Source organism: Coprococcus sp. HPP0074 (assembly GCF_964238105.1).
Taxonomy (GTDB): Bacteria; Bacillota; Clostridia; order Lachnospirales; family Lachnospiraceae; genus Faecalimonas; species Faecalimonas umbilicata.
Window position 1 is genome coordinate 80109 of the sequence record NZ_CAXSKS010000010.1, and the last position, 20224, is coordinate 100332.

16 protein-coding genes are annotated in these 20224 nt (G+C 40.9%); 5 read left to right on the forward strand and 11 right to left on the reverse strand.

Going from position 1 to position 20224, the window contains the following annotated elements; translation table 11 throughout:
* Window positions 1–69: 69 nt before the first annotated feature.
* The 9 genes from ACESPO_RS12335 to ACESPO_RS12375 form a co-directional block, all read right to left on the reverse strand.
* The gene (locus tag ACESPO_RS12335) at window positions 70–1779 is read right to left on the reverse strand and encodes a S8 family peptidase (RefSeq protein WP_412402573.1); all 1710 of its coding nucleotides are present in this window, start codon (window positions 1777–1779) and stop codon (window positions 70–72) included.
* A gap of 76 nt (window positions 1780–1855) precedes the next feature.
* A complete protein-coding gene (gene clpX, locus ACESPO_RS12340; RefSeq protein ID WP_008976373.1) occupies window positions 1856–3310 on the reverse strand; it encodes an ATP-dependent Clp protease ATP-binding subunit ClpX in 1455 nt (484 codons plus the stop codon).
* Between the two features lie 83 nt (window positions 3311–3393).
* Entirely contained in the window at window positions 3394–5355 is a 1962-nt protein-coding gene (ligA, locus tag ACESPO_RS12345) for an NAD-dependent DNA ligase LigA (protein WP_320852214.1), read from the reverse strand.
* Between the two features lie 3 nt (window positions 5356–5358).
* Window positions 5359–6126, reverse strand: a complete 768-nt coding sequence (gene rluF, locus ACESPO_RS12350) for a 23S rRNA pseudouridine(2604) synthase RluF (protein ID WP_499788917.1) — start codon at window positions 6124–6126, stop codon at window positions 5359–5361.
* A complete protein-coding gene (locus tag ACESPO_RS12355) occupies window positions 6119–7279 on the reverse strand; it encodes a DHHW family protein (protein ID WP_499788918.1) in 1161 nt (386 codons plus the stop codon). The genes rluF and ACESPO_RS12355 overlap by 8 nt, the downstream gene beginning before the upstream one ends.
* Window positions 7280–7289: 10 nt before the next feature.
* Window positions 7290–8696 carry an MBOAT family O-acyltransferase gene (locus tag ACESPO_RS12360; RefSeq protein WP_499788920.1) on the reverse strand — a complete coding sequence of 469 codons (1407 nt, stop codon included), beginning with the start codon at window positions 8694–8696 and terminating at the stop codon, window positions 7290–7292.
* Between the two features lie 97 nt (window positions 8697–8793).
* On the reverse strand, window positions 8794–9303 hold the full coding sequence (locus ACESPO_RS12365) for a DUF4358 domain-containing protein (RefSeq protein WP_320618705.1): 510 nt from the start codon (window positions 9301–9303) through the stop codon (window positions 8794–8796).
* Window positions 9300–10055, reverse strand: coding sequence for an SGNH/GDSL hydrolase family protein (locus tag ACESPO_RS12370; protein WP_117576392.1), 756 nt, complete (start codon window positions 10053–10055; stop codon window positions 9300–9302). The genes ACESPO_RS12365 and ACESPO_RS12370 overlap by 4 nt, the downstream gene beginning before the upstream one ends.
* 234 nt (window positions 10056–10289) lie before the next feature.
* Window positions 10290–11585 (reverse strand): M18 family aminopeptidase, encoded by a 1296-nt coding sequence (locus ACESPO_RS12375; protein ID WP_270601936.1) that lies wholly within the window; start codon window positions 11583–11585, stop codon window positions 10290–10292.
* A 236-nt stretch (window positions 11586–11821) separates the two neighbouring features.
* Here ACESPO_RS12375 and ACESPO_RS12380 point away from each other — a divergent pair, with 236 nt between their 5' ends.
* The 3 genes from ACESPO_RS12380 (at window position 11822) to htpG (ending at window position 16022) form a co-directional block, all read left to right on the forward strand.
* The gene (locus ACESPO_RS12380; RefSeq protein WP_270665910.1) at window positions 11822–13150 is read left to right on the forward strand and encodes an MATE family efflux transporter; all 1329 of its coding nucleotides are present in this window, start codon (window positions 11822–11824) and stop codon (window positions 13148–13150) included.
* A gap of 66 nt (window positions 13151–13216) precedes the next feature.
* Window positions 13217–13717, forward strand: a complete 501-nt coding sequence (locus tag ACESPO_RS12385; protein ID WP_009262880.1) for a DUF5721 family protein — start codon at window positions 13217–13219, stop codon at window positions 13715–13717.
* Window positions 13718–13931: 214 nt separating this feature from the next.
* Window positions 13932–16022, forward strand: a complete 2091-nt coding sequence (htpG, locus tag ACESPO_RS12390) for a molecular chaperone HtpG (protein ID WP_016439321.1) — start codon at window positions 13932–13934, stop codon at window positions 16020–16022.
* A 136-nt stretch (window positions 16023–16158) separates the two neighbouring features.
* Here the strand turns inward: htpG and ACESPO_RS12395 are convergent, their stop codons facing one another.
* Complete coding sequence (locus ACESPO_RS12395) at window positions 16159–17370, reverse strand: MalY/PatB family protein (RefSeq protein WP_016439322.1); 1212 nt, start codon at window positions 17368–17370, stop codon at window positions 16159–16161.
* 207 nt (window positions 17371–17577) lie between these two features.
* The gene (locus ACESPO_RS12400; RefSeq protein ID WP_016439323.1) at window positions 17578–18789 is read right to left on the reverse strand and encodes an amidohydrolase; all 1212 of its coding nucleotides are present in this window, start codon (window positions 18787–18789) and stop codon (window positions 17578–17580) included.
* Window positions 18790–19266: 477 nt separating this feature from the next.
* Here ACESPO_RS12400 and ACESPO_RS12405 point away from each other — a divergent pair, with 477 nt between their 5' ends.
* Complete coding sequence (locus tag ACESPO_RS12405; RefSeq protein WP_120105066.1) at window positions 19267–19587, forward strand: helix-turn-helix domain-containing protein; 321 nt, start codon at window positions 19267–19269, stop codon at window positions 19585–19587.
* Window positions 19588–19667: 80 nt separating this feature from the next.
* Complete coding sequence (locus ACESPO_RS12410; RefSeq protein ID WP_336304715.1) at window positions 19668–20168, forward strand: GNAT family N-acetyltransferase; 501 nt, start codon at window positions 19668–19670, stop codon at window positions 20166–20168.
* Window positions 20169–20224 lie beyond the last annotated feature (56 nt).

Below are 20224 nucleotides of genomic sequence, written 5' to 3' on the forward strand. Positions count from 1 at the left end.
CTTTCTGTCCTTTACTCTTCTTTTCTGTATCGGAATGCAGTCACACATGTAGTTTGTGCGATCTACATCCTAAAATGTCCGAAGCTGTTCAAACGTATTGTAGAGATTCAAGCTGCCATATCCCCACGATCTGTTTGGATACACTTCCGTGTCTTTACGCTCTGTACCGAGAATCATCAGATTCTTCAGCTGGATCGAGTCAATATTCGTTCTGCCCAATTGATAAACTATCCACTCAAACAGAAGTGCTGTCGCTCCGGCAGTGATCCCCGTCGCAATACTGGATCCAGTCCTCTTTGTGAACTGCCCACGGCTTACTGCACCCGTCACATCTACTCCGGGCGCCGCGAATTCCGGCTTGAGTCTTCCACCTCTAGTATACCCTCTTCCCGAGTCGATGGCAATACTCTTATCTGCCCCATTGTAACTTGCAACCGTCATCGGATCCGGTGTATTTCCAGGTTCTGTAATAGTAGTATCTGGATTTGACTGCAGAAAATATACATCTCCGGTCAAAAATTCTGCAACCGGAAGCCACATATGGAAAATCCCATCCGCCAGCTGCTGTGGTTCTACCACAATTCTCCAGATTCCCGGGGATGGATCCGCAAAACGCATCAGGATCAATTCGGAATTCGTCCGCTCCACCAACAGCCTATAATCCAAATAGACACTCGTTCTCTCAAACACAAAGTTTAGCACCGTTCCGATTCCCTGTCTCACTGGCACAAGGGGAATTTTCTCACCGGCAGGCGAAACAATGGAAACCGCAAACACATTCGGAATCTCGGTCCACAACTCCAGCGAAAATCCTTTTACACCTTCCGCCACACGGATCTCCACATTCTTACTGTCCGCCATATTTTCTATCAGCCCATAATAATGATGCCTTTGATTCGCTTCATTTCCACCACCAATCACAATCCCCATATTAGCAGTGTAGGAATATATCTCCAGCAAGTTGCAAAGCGGAGAAGTCCCATTATGATCCCCCATATTGGTTCCAAGGGCAATGCACAGAACTAATGGAATTTTTTTCTTCTTTGCCAGATCGGTCAGATACCGGATTCCAAGCATAATATCGTTCTCCTGATAACACTCTGCATCGTCCCCGATCAAATAGAAATCCTTTAAATATTGTTTGGCTTTTTTTAACTTTACAATGCCAAGTGTGGCTTCCGGCGCAGCTCCTTTAAATCGATTTTCAATGTTTTCACTTCCTGCCGCAATACTCGCAAGAAATGTCCCATGGCTGTTCTCATCTTTGGATGGAACAACTTCCAGAGGATTCTCTCTTTGTAACGCCTCGTTAATCTTCTCCTCTGTATACTCTGTTCCGTAGACAAATCCCTGGGGAGGAGCTCCCTCCTGGATCGTCTGATCCCAGATTCCCGCAATCCTTGTGGTTCCGTCAAGATTTTGAAAAATTGGATTCTGATAATCGATACCAGTATCAATAAATCCAATCATCACGCCCTTTCCTGTCAATTTCAGTGTAGGATAATTCTGAATCTGGCTGATCCCTGCCTCATTTAGCGCTTCTGTATCCAAAAGAGTATAACACTTCGGAATTACCCCATACGTAAACCGGTCCAAAGACATCGGATCTGCAAACATCTTGTCAATATATACAACGTGATATTCATACCCGACATACTGCTCACAGAGTTCTGCACCTGAAATTCCATTAAGAAAATATGGTCTTTTACTTTCAAAAATAAAATCCCGGTATTCTTCGGACAGCGCTCTGCTTCTGCATATTTCTATCGTTTCCGGCATCATAACCTCCAAATTTTGTCAATCTTTACATCATATAAAAACAGGACACTGAATATGCTTCAATGTCCTGAATTCTCTATTCTCCCGTAAGCAGCGCCTGTCCTCTGAGTGTGATGACAGGACCTCCGGTTCCTTCGATATATTCTTTTGTGATCGTCACCTGCCCGATGTTATCATCCTTCGGAATCTCATACATGATATCCAACATAAATTCCTCGATGATCGCACGAAGCGCACGGGCACCAGTATTCTTCTCCATGGCACGCTTCGCGATTGCCTCTAATGCTGCTTCGTCAAACTCCAGCTTGACTTCGTCAAGCGCAAGAAGCTTCTGATACTGCTTTAAGATTGCATTTTTTGGTTCCTTTAAGATCTTGACCAACATCTCTTCATTCAATCCCTGAAGTGTAAAGATGATCGGCAGACGTCCGATAAATTCCGGGATCATTCCAAAGTTTCGAAGATCTTCGGCAGTCACTTTCTCAAGGATATTCTTATCGTGATTCCACTTATCCTTCAAATCAGCGGTAAACCCAATTGACGCCTGCTTGTTCAGACGCTCCTTGATGATCTCCTCAAGATCTGGGAATGCTCCGCCGCAGATGAACAGAATATTCTTCGTATTCACAGTCGTAAGTGGCACCATTGCATTTTTGCTGTTTGCTCCTACCGGAACCTCCACTTCACTTCCCTCTAAAAGTTTTAACATTCCCTGTTGTACAGATTCCCCGCTGACATCTCTCTGGCTGGAATTTCTTTTCTTTGCAATCTTGTCAATCTCATCGATAAAGATAATCCCTCTCTCCGCCTTCTCCACATCGTTGTCTGCAGCTGCCAGAAGCTTTGAGACAACACTTTCAATATCGTCACCAATGTATCCGGCCTCTGTCAAAGAAGTCGCATCTGTAATCGCAAGCGGTACATCCAGAAGTCTCGCAAGCGTCTTTACAAGATACGTCTTTCCACTTCCGGTTGGCCCGATCATCAACATATTGGACTTCTCAATCTCGATATCATCCATCGTATCTGTCGCTACCCGCTTATAGTGATTGTAGACAGCAACTGCCATTGCCTTCTTCGCATGCTCCTGCCCTACCACATATTCATCTAATTTTGCCTTGATCTTATGCGGTGCCGGAATATCTTTAAGATTCAGCGCAGGCTCTTTCTTCTCGCCTTCTTTTTTCTTCTTGACCGGCTTCGCCTTTGGCATCATATTCTCAAGTTCTGCCATGTTCATAATATGAACGCCCGGCATATTCATCAGCTTACTATAATCAAAATTACTATTCGACATTAGATCAAAGCTCTTCTGCATACAGTCAGAACATACTGTAATATTGTTCGGAAGCTCAATCATCTTCCCCGCAATGCTCTCCGGGCGGTTGCAAAGCGAACAATACTTTTCATATCCTGCATCGTCCGGCACATCCGGATGCTCTTTTCCATGCTTCTCCACATGTTTGTCTTCTTTTCCTTCTGTAATCTCATCTATGATCTCACTGTCTATCGTCAAATCTTTTTCTGACATACTTTTTCCTTCTTTCTACCATATATGGGTCTATTATATCGTAGTCGTTTCGCTGAAACAAGTTAAGAATCTATAAATTCTCCTTAATTATTTCCAATCATCTTCAAAAATGTATCCTCGGAAATGATTGGAATCCCAAGTTCCCTCGCTTTTTTATTCTTTGAAGATGTTGATTCCACATCATTGTTGATCAGCCAGTTCGTCTTTGATGTGACAGACCCGGTCACTTTTCCTCCTTTGCTCTCAATGACCTCTTTCACTTCATTCCGGTTTGCAAAATGCTCCACACTTCCTGTGATCACAAAGTTCATTCCTGCGAAGATCTGTTCTTCCTGAGTCGTCTCTTCCTCTGGAATCTTCACTTCCTCAAGTAGTCTGAAAAATTCCTCCCGATGGTCTTCCACTGCAAAATAATCAACAAAAGCCCTCGCGATCACATCACCGACTCCCTGGATCTCATTCAGCGCTTCTACATCTGCCTGAAGCATTTTCTCTACATCATAATCAAATGCACGACAGATCATCTTTGCATTGGAAAGCCCGATATTCGCAATGCCAAGCCCATAGATCAACTTTGGCAGTGTAGTTGTCCGCGCTTTCTCAATACTATCCTGAAGGTTTTTGTAAGATTTTTCCCCAAATCCCTCCATCGACCGAATTTCCTCTCCATATCGCTCCAAATGAAAAATATCAGAGAAATGGCGGATAAATCCGCGTGTGATAAATTTCTCGAGTGTCGCTTCAGACAACCCATCAATATTGAGCGCATCTCTGCTTACAAACAGTGAAAACGCCTTGATATGCTTCGCCCCACACTCTGGGTTCGTGCAGTATAATGTCTTCGTATCGCTGACCTGACGGATCTCTGTCTCACCGCCACATGCCGGACAGCATTCCGGCACCGGATCCATCCCACTTCGCGTAAGATTTTCTGCAATCTGCGGAATAATCATATTCGCCTTATATACTTGAATCGTGTCCCCGATCCCAAGCTCTAACTCTTCCATAATGCTTAAGTTGTGGACACTTGCACGGCTGACTGTAGTTCCTTCCAGTTCCACCGGATCAAAAATTGCCACCGGATTGATCAGTCCAGTCCTTGACGGACTCCATTCTATTTCCCGCAAAGTTGTCTCCCGGATCTCGTCTGCCCACTTAAACGCAAAAGAATCTCTTGGGAACTTCGCTGTACTTCCAAGAGATTGTCCGTAAGCAATATCATCGTAAGTGAGTACAAGTCCATCGGACGGAATATCATTCTCTTCAATATGCTCCGCAAAAAATCGAACACGTTCTTCCAGAGTATCCTTTGTCACCTCATAGTGTTCCACTACATCAAATCCCTGCTCTTTCAGCCACTCAAGCTGAATATTCCTTGAATTTTGGAAGTCCACTCCATCCGCCTTGACAAGCGAAAATGCGTAAAACTGCACATTTCTTCGCGCTGTAATCTTATTGTTCAGCTGACGCACTGAGCCGCTGCACAGATTTCTCGGATTTTTGTATTTTGCATCCACATCTTCGATTTCTTCATTGATCTTCTCAAAGTCCCGATAACCAATCACCGCTTCCCCTCGAAGGATCAATTCTCCCCGGTAAGCAATCCGAAGCGGTACATTCTGAAACACTTTTGCATTGTTTGTGATTACTTCTCCGACCTCACCGTTACCACGCGTTACCGCCTTTTTCAGTTCTCCATTCTCATAAGTCAGCACGATTGTAAGTCCATCAAGTTTCCAGGAGATCACTGCTTTTTTCTCTCCGACAAATTCTTTCAGTCTGTCTGTCTCCTTTGTCTTATCAAGTGATAACATCGGCTTCTCGTGCCGCTCCTTCGGAAGTTCACTCAATACTTCATACCCAACATTGACGGTCGGGCTGTTCGCCATCGTAATTCCTAGTTCCTGCTCCAGTACAAGTAACTCATCGTACAGCCTGTCATACTCATGGTTACTCATAATTTCCTTTGCATCCTGATAATAAGCTTTCCCCGCTTGATTTAACAGCTGTACCAGTTCCTGCATTCTCTGCTTTTTCTGTTCCATACTCTACTGCTCCTCATATACTGTGTTGTTGGAAGAACCTTTCAATTGTTCATATAACTCGTCCAGTTCTCTTCCGGTCACTTCGCGGTATTCTCCACTTTTTAGATTTCCAAGTTCGATATTCATCACCCGTACCCGCTCCAACCTTGTCACTTGATATCCAAAATATTCACACATTCTGCGAATCTGTCGGTTCAATCCCTGTGTCAGGATAATGCAAAATTTATATTTTCCAGTCTTTTCTACTTTGCACGGTCTTGTCACCGTGTCTAATATCGGTACCCCTTCTGACATTTTCCGAACAAATTCTTTTGTCACTTCCTTGTTGACAGTCACCTTGTACTCTTTCTCATGACAGTTGCCCGCACGCATCATCTTGTTAATAATATCGCCGTTGTTTGTCATAAGAAGAAGTCCTTCGGAATCCTTATCAAGTCTTCCAATATAGGTGATCCTCGTTGGATAATTTAAAAAACGGATAATGTTTTTCTTCTCCCGTTTTTCCTCTGTACAGACGATTCCGGTCGGTTTATTGACTGCAAGCAGGACCATTCGGTCTTTTTTCTGTATCACTTTCTTTCCAACGCACACTTCCTGATCTTTCGTGACACGCATTCCCATCTCTGCCCGTCTGCCATCGACAGTGACTCTGCCGCTCTCGATCAATCTATCTGCTTCTCTCCTCGAGCAGACACCTGCCTCACTTAAAAATTTATTTAACCGCACCGACTCTTTCGGCGCGTCAAATTCTCTCTCTATCTGATTACTCACTCGCTAACACTCCACTTAAATTATTGTCTGTAAAAAACGTATTTCCATTGTATAAAAACAGTACATCTGTAATCCTGTCTTCCTCAATGAGATCATCCAGATCCCCGTAATAATACCGCGGATCTACAAGCACGATTTCCCTGTAATATGGTGTCAGAAACGGCACAAAACAGTTCGCATAAGAATCTTTTAAGATCAACAGTCTCCGATTCTTCTCTGAAGTTGTCTTAATGTCTACCAATGCATGATTCCCATTTAAGAACATTCCATACTTATCCTTCTCTTCCAGCTTCTCTGAACTGTACATGGAAGCACTCTTTTCCTTCTCCTCCACATAGTTGACAACAACCTCTGTATCATTTTTCTCTGGAAGATAAATATCAATGTTCTCTCTTCTTGACCGCTCATAACCACTTGTAGCCGACAGTGTCCCATTAAACTCTTCCGTGACCGTATGCGGTACAAATGCTGTCATCTCCTCCCGCAAAATCCCCAGGTCTCCTGCCGCCTCCTGAAATGCATAATATGCCCCTTTTGTTGTCCAGTGATGATCTGTACGATAATAAATTTCTTCATTTTTATGTTGGTTTAACGTCTTTGCTGCATCAATCCATTGAATGCCCGCCGCTGAAACAATCTCCTCTGTCCTCTTTAACTGTGCATTCTGATCTTCTGTTGCTGCAAATGCCGGAAGTTTCTCCTTTAAAATATTTGCCGCATTCGGTGCAATCAACATATGCATTTTCAAATCTGGATAGCGCGCAGCAAATGCTGTCACTGCATCCATATTTTCCTTGTAAGAGGCTTCATCAAGCACGCTGATCTCCTCTAGCAGATACCCATCTGCTCCTTTAAAAACCCCGTTGGAATCTTTTTTCCCAAGAAGCAGATCTGCCTTTGTCTTCAAGCTTACCCAGAAATCTCTTCCAAGAAACTGATCTGATTTGTACTTTTCATACTGACTCATGAATTTTCCACTCATGACAGTCTCCACCGATGCCTTCGGCTTTGTTGCAAGCATCCGATTCTCTTCCTCAGAAAATTTTCTTTCCTTTGTAATCCCATCCGCCAGAACTAACAGCGCTATACAGGAAATAAATCCAAGCGCCATCCAAAGTCTGACCTTTCTTCTCTTTCTGTTTACTCTATTCATCCGTCTCCCCTTAAAATCTGAAATACAAAAATGGGTTGTAGGTTTCCGTCACAAGATACGCGATGGATAGCAGGAACATTCCTGCATAGATCGCACATGCAAGAACTGCCCGCACCTTATATCCTCCATAGACGATCCGACCAAAGATCTCATGCACTTTCGCCGTAGAACCGACTGCTGCGATCGCAAACAATGCAAGATTGGTAATAAGCAGATAAATCCCCATAGAATCCACTACAGTCTTTGCTCCGATTCCGAACATGACGCCGAGATACTTCCACGCAAATCCAAGTGTCGGACTAAAGAAGAATACCCAGCCGATCATCACAAACAAAAGGCTATACAAATGTCTGAACATCCCCGGAACTTTCTCAAGCCGATCCCCGATCATAAACTTTTCAATGATCAAAAGTATTCCGTAATACATTCCCCACATCACGAAATTCCAGCTCGCGCCATGCCACAGGCCAGTTAAAAACCATACGATCATCAGATTAAGAATCGTCCGTTCTTTCCCTTTCCGATTGCCACCTAACGGGATATACACATATTCCCGGAACCATGTTCCAAGGGAAATATGCCATCTGCGCCAAAATTCTGTAATGCTCTTGGACAGATACGGATAGTCAAAATTCTTCATAAACTCAAAGCCGAGCATCTTTCCAAGACCAACTGCCATATCCGAATACCCGCTGAAATCAAAATAAATCTGAAATGTATAAGCAATGCATCCAATCCATGCAGTCAGAACCGACATCTCCGAAAATGTGATTGCCGATACTTTCGCAAAGACTATCCCTGTCATATTTGCAATCAGCACTTTTTTTGCAAGTCCCCGCACAAAATAGATGGCACCATCTCCAAATTTTTCCATCGTAATATTTCGATCCCGCAGCTGCATCTCCACATCTGAATACTTTACGATCGGTCCTGCGATCAGCTGTGGAAACATCGTCACATACACGCCAAAGGAAATCAGATTCTTTTGTACTTGTACCTTGCCGCGATATACATCAATGATATAAGACAATGTCTGGAAAGTATAAAATGAAATCCCAATTGGAAGTGCCAGTTCTTTATAAGGTAGTTCTACCGGCAATACCGCATTTAGACTCTCTATCAGGAATCCATAATATTTAAAAAGCCCAAGAATCAGCAAATTCACTGCAACTGCGATAACCAGACTCTGCTTCGCCTTAAATGGATTCTCTAAATTCCGCTCAATATCAATTCCCGACACATAATTAAACAAGATGGATAGCACCATCAAAATCACATATACCGGCTCTCCCCACGCATAAAAAACAAGGCTTGCAAGCAGAAGCACGATGTTTTTCAGCCTGCCTGGTACAAGATAGTACACAAGCAGCGTGACCGGCAAAAACGTAAATAGAAAAACGATACTACTAAATAACATTCTTTTGTCCCCTTTTTATATTCTTTTTCATCCCATCTTCTTATTCAGAAACTCCTGAAAAGTACCTTCGTCCCCATCCGACAGAAAGTTTTCGCTTCTACAAAGCTTTTTGAAATACCTGATCGATCTTTTCTGCATCTTCCTTGATCACAAAAAGAATATAATTTCCCCTTACATCTATAATAGAATCTTCAATCAGTTTTGTCTGACTCGCCCCATATCCCTGAAAGCTCTCCTTCCTGGATTTTTTTCGCGCTTCGATAGCTTCGACAACGGTATCGGACTGCTCTTTGGACTTCAGTTTCACGACAAGTATCTCATCGACTTCCATTGTCCCCTCTCGAAACCAGAGCATTACTCCATCATAATCATTTGCATTTAACCGATAATTGCGCCGGAACATTTTATGATCGGCTTCTTTCATATCAGAATTATTCAGTACTCCTTCCACCGCCTGCTCCATCTCTGCAAACGGGGTATCACTCTCACCTTTTCTAAAAAGCAGTACCGCAACGTACAAAACCAATATTCCGATCAGTATCATCTGCGTAATAAAAATAGCATCCAGTCCATTCTTTCTCTCTCTGCTGTGGATCTTCCTCATCATAGACCTGCCACCTCCGCCATATTTACAAGCCACAGCGGATAGATCTCAGAAGTCATATGTACCCCATCCGGCTCATAATATTCTTCTTTTACAATCTCTGTATTATCAATAAATGTCACGCCTTCCTCCTCTGCCAGTTCCCGCAGAGTCTGATTAAATGTATCTAATGATCCATATACAGGCGACTCATCTATCTTCATCTGCTGTACCGGAAAGATAGAATTAATATAGATTGCAGCACCTGGAAGGATCTCCCTGATATCCTCCAGTACTTCTTTATAATTCTCCTTAAATACTTTCGCATCTCCACCGGTTACTGCAATATCATTCATTCCGTAAGATAAAAAAACAGTCTGTGGATTCAGTGTTCGGATCGTATCAAGTTTCTCTGTCACATCTGTCACTTTCATTCCAAGCTCTGCAATGACTGAAGACTCTCTCAGAAAATCGTATTCCACAAATCCTTCTGTGATCGAATCCCCTAACACAAGTGCATTGGAAAATCTTGCTTTCATTGACTGACTGTAAAGTTCCGGATTCGCCTCCATCTCACTTCTCTCCAACTCCAATATCTTCCCCTCGATCTGTGAAATATCTGCCTGCTCCAGTTTCCTGATCACTTCCACACCCTTTTTTGTCTCTGTCTTCTCCGTTTTCAGAACAGTTATCCCCTTTTTGATTCCAAATATGAGAATCACACCGGTAAGCACGCACATGCCTCCGATCGCAATTTTTCTTACATCCTTTCTCATCTGATTACCCCTTATCTTTTATCTTCTAGCGCTATTCCGTTTTAGACATACAAAATGTGCCCGAAAACGTTCATGCACGACTCTGCAAAATCCATCTCCAGACACACTCTGTCAAAATCTGTCTACTACTCTTTGTCCTCCGAACACACGCTTTAGAATAGTATTATAAATTTATAATATTACAAATGTCTGTTCTTTCTATTACAATTATGTAACATTCTTTCATGTGTTTTTTTACAGTGAAAAATAGGCTGTCATAAATTTTACAAGGCTCTCCTGATCTTCTCTCCCCATAAACTCTCTGCTGGAGTGCATTGCAAACATCGGAATTCCCATATCCACTGTACGCACCGGAAGAATTGCAGAAACGATAGAACCTAATGTTCCTCCTGCACTTCCGTCAGAACGATTGACAAATTTCTGATAAGCAATTCCTTCTTTTTCACAGATCTGCTGCACGATTGCGATCGCCTCAGAATCTGTCGCATATCCCTGAGAACATGCCTCCTTGATACAAAATCCTTCATTTAATTTTGCTTTATTTGTCGGATCGTTCTTTGCCGCATAGCTTGGATGTATCGCATGACTCACATCTGCTGAAATCAAAAGACTATCCATAATCGCATTAGAAAACGCCGTCTCAGAATATCCAAGAGCTGCATAGATTTTCTTTAAAATTGTCACGATCAGCGTAGACTGTGCTCCCTGCTTACTTCTGCTTCCAATTTCTTCATGATCATAGACGATCGCACAGTTGATTCCTTTCGTTCTGTCTGCATCGATGATCGCAGTTGCAAGTGCCTGTACAGAAGTCAGATTATCTAACCTCGGCGCAGAAATAAACTCTTCTTTCGCCCCTGTCAGACAGCCTTCTTCAAAATTATAAACATTCAGTTCATATTCCAGGATATCTTCTGCTTTCACGCCCATCTCCTCTGCGAGCAGATTTGCAAAATATCCTTCTTTTTTCTCACTTTCTGCAAGTTTTCCAAGAAGCGGAATCATCTGTGTCTGACGGTTCAGTTCTACCCCCTGATTCATCTCCTTCTGTAAATGAATGGCAATGTTTGGAATTGTAAGCAACGGACGCTTAAAATCAACTAAACGGACTTCCGGGTGGAAAACATCCTCTGAGCGCAATACCACTCTTCCCGCGATAGAAAGAGGACGGTCCAGCCAGCTTGCTAAGTTCACTCCACCATATACCTCTGTGTTCAGCTGCACATATCCCTCTGTCACGATCTCTGGATTTGGTTTGATACGAAATCCTGGAAAATCTCCATGACATGCAGCCAGACGGAACCCATCTTCACCTTCAAATTCTTCCCCGATTGTAAATGCAAAGATCGTAGAATCATGATGAACCATAAAATACTTTCCGCCTCGCTTCAGATCCCAGTTTTCTCTTAAAGCCACTTCCTCAAATCCAGCCTCCTCAAGCTGTTTCTTTGTCTCCAACACCGTATGGAACTGCGATGTTGCACCTTTTGTCAATTTCAGTAATTTATCCACATATTTGTTCTGTTCCATCTCTGTTTTCCTCCTTTTTCTGCACAGATGATCCTCTGTATGTGCATCTTTCTGACGAGGATCATCTATGACTCTTCCGACATCCATACGGATGTCTTTCGCAATACTTTAATCATACTGGCAATTTCTTTAAAAGTCAAATCTCTGGTAGCTTTTTTCTTCAATTATGTTATACTGTTAGTGATGCCGGACACTGCTTTGTTTCCGGCAAAATTTTACAAAGGAGACACCTGCACATGAACCTAAACAATTTTACGACAGAGCCTATTTCCAAGCTCTTTTTCCGTTACCTTGTTCCATCGATCTGCGGTACAATGGTAACGTCTATTTATGTGTTGGCAGACACTATTATTATCGGCAAAGGAATCGGAACCGACGCGATGGCAGCATTAAATATTGCCCTCCCCGTCTACAATCTTTTCTTTGGCACCGGTCTCCTGTTCGGTGTTGGCGGATCTGTCATGATGTCCATCTGCCGCGGGCACGGGGAACATTCAAAAGGAAATGCCTATTTTTCTCTTTCCTTTCTGTTAAATGTTCTTGCCTGCATCATCTATATGATCATCTGCAACACTTTTACAAAAGAGATTGCCCTCTTTCTCGGAGCAACCGATGTCACACTTCCTTATGTGATGGACTATCTTCCTTATATTACATGGAGTCTTCCGGTCTTTGCTTTTTCTTCGTTTCTGCAAACCTTTATCCGAAATGATGGGGCGCCAAAACTTGCAATGACCGCTGTTGTTTCCGGAGGAATTTTTAATGTCATCTTTGACTATATTCTTGTATATCCATGCCAGATGGGAATGGCAGGAGCTGCGATTGCCACTGTGTGCGGCTCTATTCTGACCGTGTTGATCTTGCTGATCCATTTTTTCGGAAAACACAATCACTTACATTTCTGTTTTTCAGAAATCCGAAGTTCTTTCGGTTCCGATATTTTCAAAAGTGGATTTGCCAGCTTTCTGATCGACCTGTCTTCAGGGATCGTAATTTTTTTCTTCAACCAACAGCTGCTGCGCTATCAGGGAGATCTCGGTGTCAGTGTCTATGGTATTATTTCCAACACTGCAATTGTTGTGACCTGCCTCTCAAACGGAATCTGTCAGGCAGCACAGCCGATCATCTCTACAAATTTCGGCGCAGGATTCCAGGAACGGATCGATCATGTCCGTAAATTAGGACTGCGCACAGCACTGTTCATCTGTGCTATACCAACACTGCTTGGTCTTACTGTCCCGAATCTGTTTACTTACATTTTCCTGAATCCCGATTCACAAGTACTTGCTCTGGCGCCGGCTGCTGTTCGCCTTTACTTTATCGGATTTTTGATCACCGGAGTGAACATGTTTCTCATCGGTTACTTCCAGTCAACGATAAGACCGATTTATGCTCTCAGACTCTGCCTGATGCGTGGATGTGTCTTAAGTATTATTTTTGTGAAAATTCTACCGATCTTTTTAGGTCTGAACGGAATCTGGATTTCTGTCCCGCTTGCCGAACTATTCACACTACTTACTGGAATCCTGCTGTTGAAAAAATCGATGGCTAAGAAAACAACTTAATCCCCTCTGCTTTTTGAGGCAGATACTACTCAAAACACAAATTCACTCAGGAGGTGATTTTATTTTATGATCGCACTACATATGCTGGAAGTCCGGGATTGCATGAGCAAACTGCTCCTCTCGGACATCTTCGATGCTTTCCTTTTTATAGAAGGAGACATTACAACCTTTAATACATTCCACCTCGATGGATACTTGAAAAAAGATTTTTTTGATACCGAAGAAGCCCTCTCCCGCTTCTCTTCCCGTGAGTACTCCCTGTGGAAAGAAGTACGTACACTCTGTTACACCATCATCAAAGGGAAAAAGACACCGCTCGGATTTAAATTTGTTTTCTGCCTTTCGGGCGAAAATACTTCTCGTCTTCTTGTACAGGAAGGACTTTCATTTTCTCCTGAAGATGTCCGCGGGCTTTACCTGAACTTATCCTTTGACGGCAGTACACTCCACTGCGTAACCGGAACTTCCATGAATACATTTACGATGGACAAATCACTCGAACATGCCTGGGATACAATGGTACAGCGATTTTTCAAGCAAAAGCAAATGCCATTTGAAGTACTGTAACGCAGCAGATCAAAACTGTACCTGCTTCCCAAATTTGTTTTCTTCATTTTATAAAAACTTTATCTTTTTTATACTTTTATTAGCACTCTACTTTAAAGAGTGCTAATTTTCTATTGACATTTCAATTTGCCAGTATTAATATGTAGTTATCGTGGGAATTTCCCGGAATTGAACATAGCTATTAAATGAAAATCATAAAAAAGGAGTGTTATACATGGCAGCAAAACATGGTAATCTTTCTATTCACAGTGAGAACATTTTTCCAATTATAAAAAAATGGATGTATTCCGATCACGATATTTTCTTTCGTGAGCTGATTTCCAACGGATGTGATGCGATCACAAAACTAAAAAAACTGGAAGTCATGGGCGAATATACTTTCCCGGATGACTATAAAGCCAATATTCAGGTAATTGTAAATCCAGAAGAAAAAACCTTAAAATTCATCGACAACGGTATTGGTATGACTGCTGATGAAGTCGAAGAATATATCACACAGATTGCATTCTCCGGCGCAACAGAGTTTTTAGAAAAGTACAAAGATAAGACAAATGAAGATCAGATTATCGGACATTTCGGTCTTGGGTTCTACTCTGCTTTTATGGTAGCAGACGAAGTGCACATCGACACACTTTCCTATAAGGAAGGGGCTGCACCAGTACACTGGACATGCGATGGTGGAACCGAATACGATCTGACAGATGGCAATAAAACAACAGTCGGCACAGAGATTACACTGTTCTTAAACGAAGACAGCCTTGCATTTGCAAATGAATACCGTGCCCGTGAAGTTATCGAAAAATACTGCTCTTTCATGCCGGTAGAGATTTTCTTATCCAACGCAAATGCAGAGCAGGAATATGAGACTATTTTAGAAGAAGAATTAAAAGAAGACGATGTCATCGTAGAACGGATCCACGAAGAAGCTAAAATGGAAGAAAAAGAAAATGAAAACGGCGAGAAAGAAATGGTAGAAGTTTCCCCTGCTGTTGACAAAGTAAAGATCAACAAACGTCCGGTTTCTTTAAGTGATACAACTCCGCTTTGGACCAAACATCCAAATGATTGTACAAAAGAAGACTACATCGAATTCTACCGTAAAGTATTCATGGATTACAAGGAACCTTTATTCTGGATCCACTTAAATATGGATTATCCATTTAACTTAAAAGGTATCCTCTACTTCCCGAAGATCAACACAGAGTACGAATCCATTGAGGGTACGATTAAATTATATAACAACCAGGTATTTATCGCAGACAACATCAAAGAAGTCATTCCAGAATTCTTAATGCTGTTAAAAGGTGTGATCGACTGTCCGGATCTTCCTCTGAATGTGTCAAGAAGCGCACTGCAAAATGACGGATTTGTACACAAGATTTCTGATTATATTTCAAAGAAAGTCGCAGATAAATTAAGCGGAATGTGCAAGACAGACAAAGAATCCTACATCAAGTACTGGGATGATATCAGTCCATTTATTAAATTCGGCTGCTTAAAAGACGAGAAATTCTGCGATAAGATGAGCGACTACATTCTTTTCAAAAACATTGACCATGACTACCTCACTTTAAAAGAATGTATTGAGAAAAACAGCCCTGCAAAAGAAGTGGCAGAGGAAACACCTTCCACAGAAACCGCAGAGGAAACTACTTCTGATCACTCTGACAACGATGCAGATGCAAAAGAACCTGAGAAAGTGACTATCTACTATGTAACTGATGAGCAACAGCAGAGCCAGTACATCAATATGTTCAAGGAAGAAGGTCTTGACGCGGTACTCCTGACTCACAATATTGACTCTCCATTCATTACACAGCTAGAACAGCGTAATGAAAATGTCCAGTTCCAGCGTATTGATGCAGATTTGACTGACCATTTCAAAGAAGAGGTTGCCAAAGAAGAGGAAGAAACCTTTAAGTCAAACACTGAAACACTCACAGCCATCTTCCGCAAGGCACTGAATAACGAAAAACTGGAAGTCAAAGTGGAAAAACTGAAAAATGAAAATGTCGCTTCTATGGTGACACTTTCTGAACAGTCCCGTCGTATGCAGGAAATGATGAAAATGTACAACATGTACGGTATGGATGCTGGCATGTTCGGCACAGATGTGACCCTCGTGTTAAACGCAAACCATCCACTGGTACAATATGTCTTAAATAATAAAGACGGAGAACATGTAAATCTGTTCTGCCAGCAGTTATTTGATCTTGCAATGCTGAGCAACAAGCCGTTAAATCCAGAAGAGATGACAGCATTCATCAGCAGAAGCAATGAAATTATGATGTTGCTTACAAAATAGAAAGCAAGTCCAAATACCATAAAAAATAGCGCCGCTCATAGAGTGAGGCGCTATTTTTTTATAGTACTTGTTGCCCGGACAGTTGCCAGAGCCTATTAAATTTAAAACTTAGTAATTTTAATCAAATGACAAATGACTATATATTAAATACGTATTTATCTAATCGCTCAAATGCTTCTTTCACTCTGCTAAAAGGTAATGCAAGATTCATGCGGATTGCATTTGCACCGTGAAATGCTCTTCCATCCTGCCATGCAACACCTACATCCCATCCCGCTTTCAAAAGATCATCTACGCTCTTCCCTGCTTTTTTGCACCATTCTGTACAATCTAAAAACAGCATATAGGTTCCTTGTGGTTTTGTCAATTTTATACCATCATAATTCTCTATAATATGATTATATGCATAATTAATATTTTCACTTAATGTCTGGCAAAGTTCATCTACCCATACTTCGCCCTCTTTACTATATGCACCCACAAGTGCATGCATAGAAATAACATTCATAGAATTGTAATGACATTTACTGCTACTTGCTCTTACAAGATCCCGAAGATATTTATTATAAATAATATGGTAACTTCCAACCAATCCTGCAAGACTAAATGTCTTACTTGGCGCATAAAATGAAATCGTGCGGTTCTTTGCATCCTCACTGACAGAAGCAAGCGGGATATGCTGATTGCCTTCTAAAATAATATCAGACCAAATTTCATCAGAAATAACAACACATTGATTATTCCTGTAAACTTCCATTGCTTTTTCCAGCTCTTCGCGTTCCCATACCCTTCCGCATGGATTGTGTGGGTTACAGAACACTGCAACATGAATACGATGTTTCTTCAGCTTGCGATCCATATCTTCATAATCCATTCTCCACACGCCATTTTCATCCTGAACTAATGGGCTATGTACAATTTTATACCCGCCGTTTAAAATACTATTTGTAAATCCAACATAGGTAGGGCTGTGAAGTAGCACGCTGTCTCCTGGCTGTAAAAATGCTCTCAGAGCAGACATTACCCCTCCCAAAACACCATTTTCATAACCAATGCACTCTGCAGTAAGTCCTTCCACATGATTTCTCTTTTCCTGCCAGTCAATAATTGCATTAGTATATGCATCTGATGTCATAAAATATCCAAAGGATGGGTGCTGTATTCTATTCATCATTGCATCAAGAATTGGCGGCGCTGTCGGAAAGTTCATATCCGCAATCCACATTGGAATAATATCAAATCCATCTTTTGGGCGTTCCGGTGCAAATCCTGGCATTTTCCCAAGTCCATCCACTGCGATGGCATCTTTTCCTTCTCGGTCTAAAATAGTAGTAAAATCGTATCTCATCATTATTCTCCTATCTTTTGATTAAATAATTTCGTAACAATAATTCTAATAAAAACTCAGTTCATGCATTACAACTATCAAAAATAATTACTTCTGCTTTCATTGTAATGTTTCAGGAATTTTCATCCAGATTTCCCAAAAGCTGTTTTATTCGCAAATAAATTATAGCTTTGTAAGTCAAAACCAACTTTTTTAATATTTTTTATTTCAATTATTTTTATTAATTCCTTCCATCAAATTTACCACATAATTGACAGTAGATTTCACCCCCATATCCAAAACAGACTCATCTACATCAAATCGTTCATTATGATGTTCTGCTCCGCTTCCATATTCTAGATTTTTAATTCCAAGAAGCGCCAACACCCCTGGATATTCCTGCAAGTATCTTCCAAAACTTTCCGAAGCATACCATCGTTGAAATACATCCGGTACCGCCTCTTTCCCATAAATCTGCTTAACTGCTTTTTTAGCTTGTTTCGCATACAAAACATCATTTATTACAGGAATCCCTACTTCCCCTGCCATTTTACTGCAATCAACCTCACAATTATGCATCGCTGCCGTATGCTCTGCTACTTTTATTACAATATCTTTTGCTTTCTTTCCCTCTTCGCTATCAAAGAAGCGCATGGAGCCTCTGATATAAGCTTTTTCTGGAAAAATATTAAAAGATTCTCCGCCTCTAATACTCGTCAAGCCAAATGTAACTGTTTTTTCCACATCCAACTGATTGACAAAAGCACCTGGAATATTGGTAACAATTGATGCAGCAGCAAATACTGGATTAATTGAAAGATCCGGTCTAGAACCATGCCCTCCCTTTCCTTTCACCAGCAATTCCAAAGGAGCAAATCCTGCCATACAAGGACCTTCACAAATTCCCATTTTGCCTGATTCCAACGCAGAATAAACATGAATTGCCCACACTGTATCGATCTTTTTCTGACGCAGTGATTCCATAATCTGACGATAACTTGAGCCAATCTCTTCGCCTGATTCAAAGCAAAAATAAACCACTCCAGAAAGTTCTTCTTTTAGTGAATACAATACTTCCATACTTCCAAGAAGCATCGCACAATGTGCGTCATGTCCACATGCATGGCAAGTATTTTCTTGTTCAGAAATGCATATGCGCGGGTGACAAAGATTCTCTGAATTTTCTTTCATCGGTAATGCATCCATATCTGCCCGAAGTACTATATGCGGCCCTTCCTTTTTAGTATCCAGCATAACTATCAATGCAGTATCTGTCACCTCTTCGTATGGCAAATCCAACCTTTTCACTAACTCTAAAATATATTTTTTTGTTTTAAACTCTTTTCCTCCGAGTTCAGCAAATGTATGAATCTTTCTTCTATGATTTATTACAGATTCTTTTACAGCATCTGCATGATCCATAACTTTTTTCAATTCCATTCTACTCCCTCTCCTATCCTATCATTGCCATCTGCTTACACTTTTAGAAAAAATCTTTATGTTTTTCCAATATCTCAATAATAATACCAATCATGTTCCGAAAGCACTAACATTACCTCAATGCTACACATAAATATAAAATGTATATCCTTTTTGATTATAAGGAATCAAATTTTATTTTTCAATATTTTCATGTAATTTAATTCTATATTTTGATATTTTCTATAATTGTATGCTTTTATAGTTTTTTTCTATCATCTTTTTCCATCTACCTTCTCATAAAACAGAATTCAATTCCTCATTTCATTCTATTTCCATACTTTAATTCTTTATTTTTCAACTTTCTATAGATTATAATTCTAAAGACAGGTATTTTGCATGGAACTCCAGTATAGAGAAAATCTGGAAATCATTTTCAGTCAGATGTGGTTTTCTACTAAACGATAACATACATTTTTACGAAGGAGATTTAGAGCTATGGATCATTTCACATTATTTTACAAACGACTGACACAACTACGAAACAAACAGGGAATCTCGGCAAGGGACATGAGCCTGTCACTCGGGCAGAGCGAAAGTTATATCAATAAAATCGAAAACGGAAAAGCGCTTCCTTCCATGAGTGCTTTCTTTTATATCTGTGATTTTCTGAAAATTCATCCGAGAGATTTTTTCGATGAATCTGATAAAAATCCTGCAACTTCTCAGGAACTTACAGAAAAATTTATGAACCTGACAACTACACAACAGGAACATCTTCTCTTTCTGATCAATGATCTTTTGACAAAAGATGAATAAATTCACAAATGTCCGATGTATCTTTTGCCATTTCATGTTATAATCGCTATATGCGATATGGATAAAGGAGATTATTTTCAATGGATGATTTAAGAATTTTACCGGTAACAAATGAAGAACTTATTTTAAATGTGGCAACAATGGCGGAAGAAATCTGGCATGAATATTTTCCAGCTCTGATCAGCGAAGAGCAGATTGATTATATGCTTGAGAAATTTCTTTCTTTTGATTCTATTTTTGCGCAGATCCAAAATGGATATGAATATTTTCTGCTGATTCACGATTATACATTCGCAGGTTTTGCCGGGGTACATGAAGAAAATGGAAGTCTTTTCCTCAGCAAGCTTTACATTCACAAAGATTTTCGTGGAAATGGCATCAGTTCTAAAGTTATGAAAAATTTGATAGAGCTTTGTAAAGTCCGTTCTCTTGATAAAATCTGGCTGACCTGTAACCGTGGCAATGAGTCTGCTCTCGCCATCTATAAACACTTTGGATTCATTCAGACACGAGAACAAGTCAGCGATATCGGCGGCGGGTTTGTAATGGATGATTATATCCTAGAATATTCTGTTAATTAAATAGCAGGATTCATTAACAGAAAAGCTGCCTGCAACTATGGAACGTTTCCCATGCT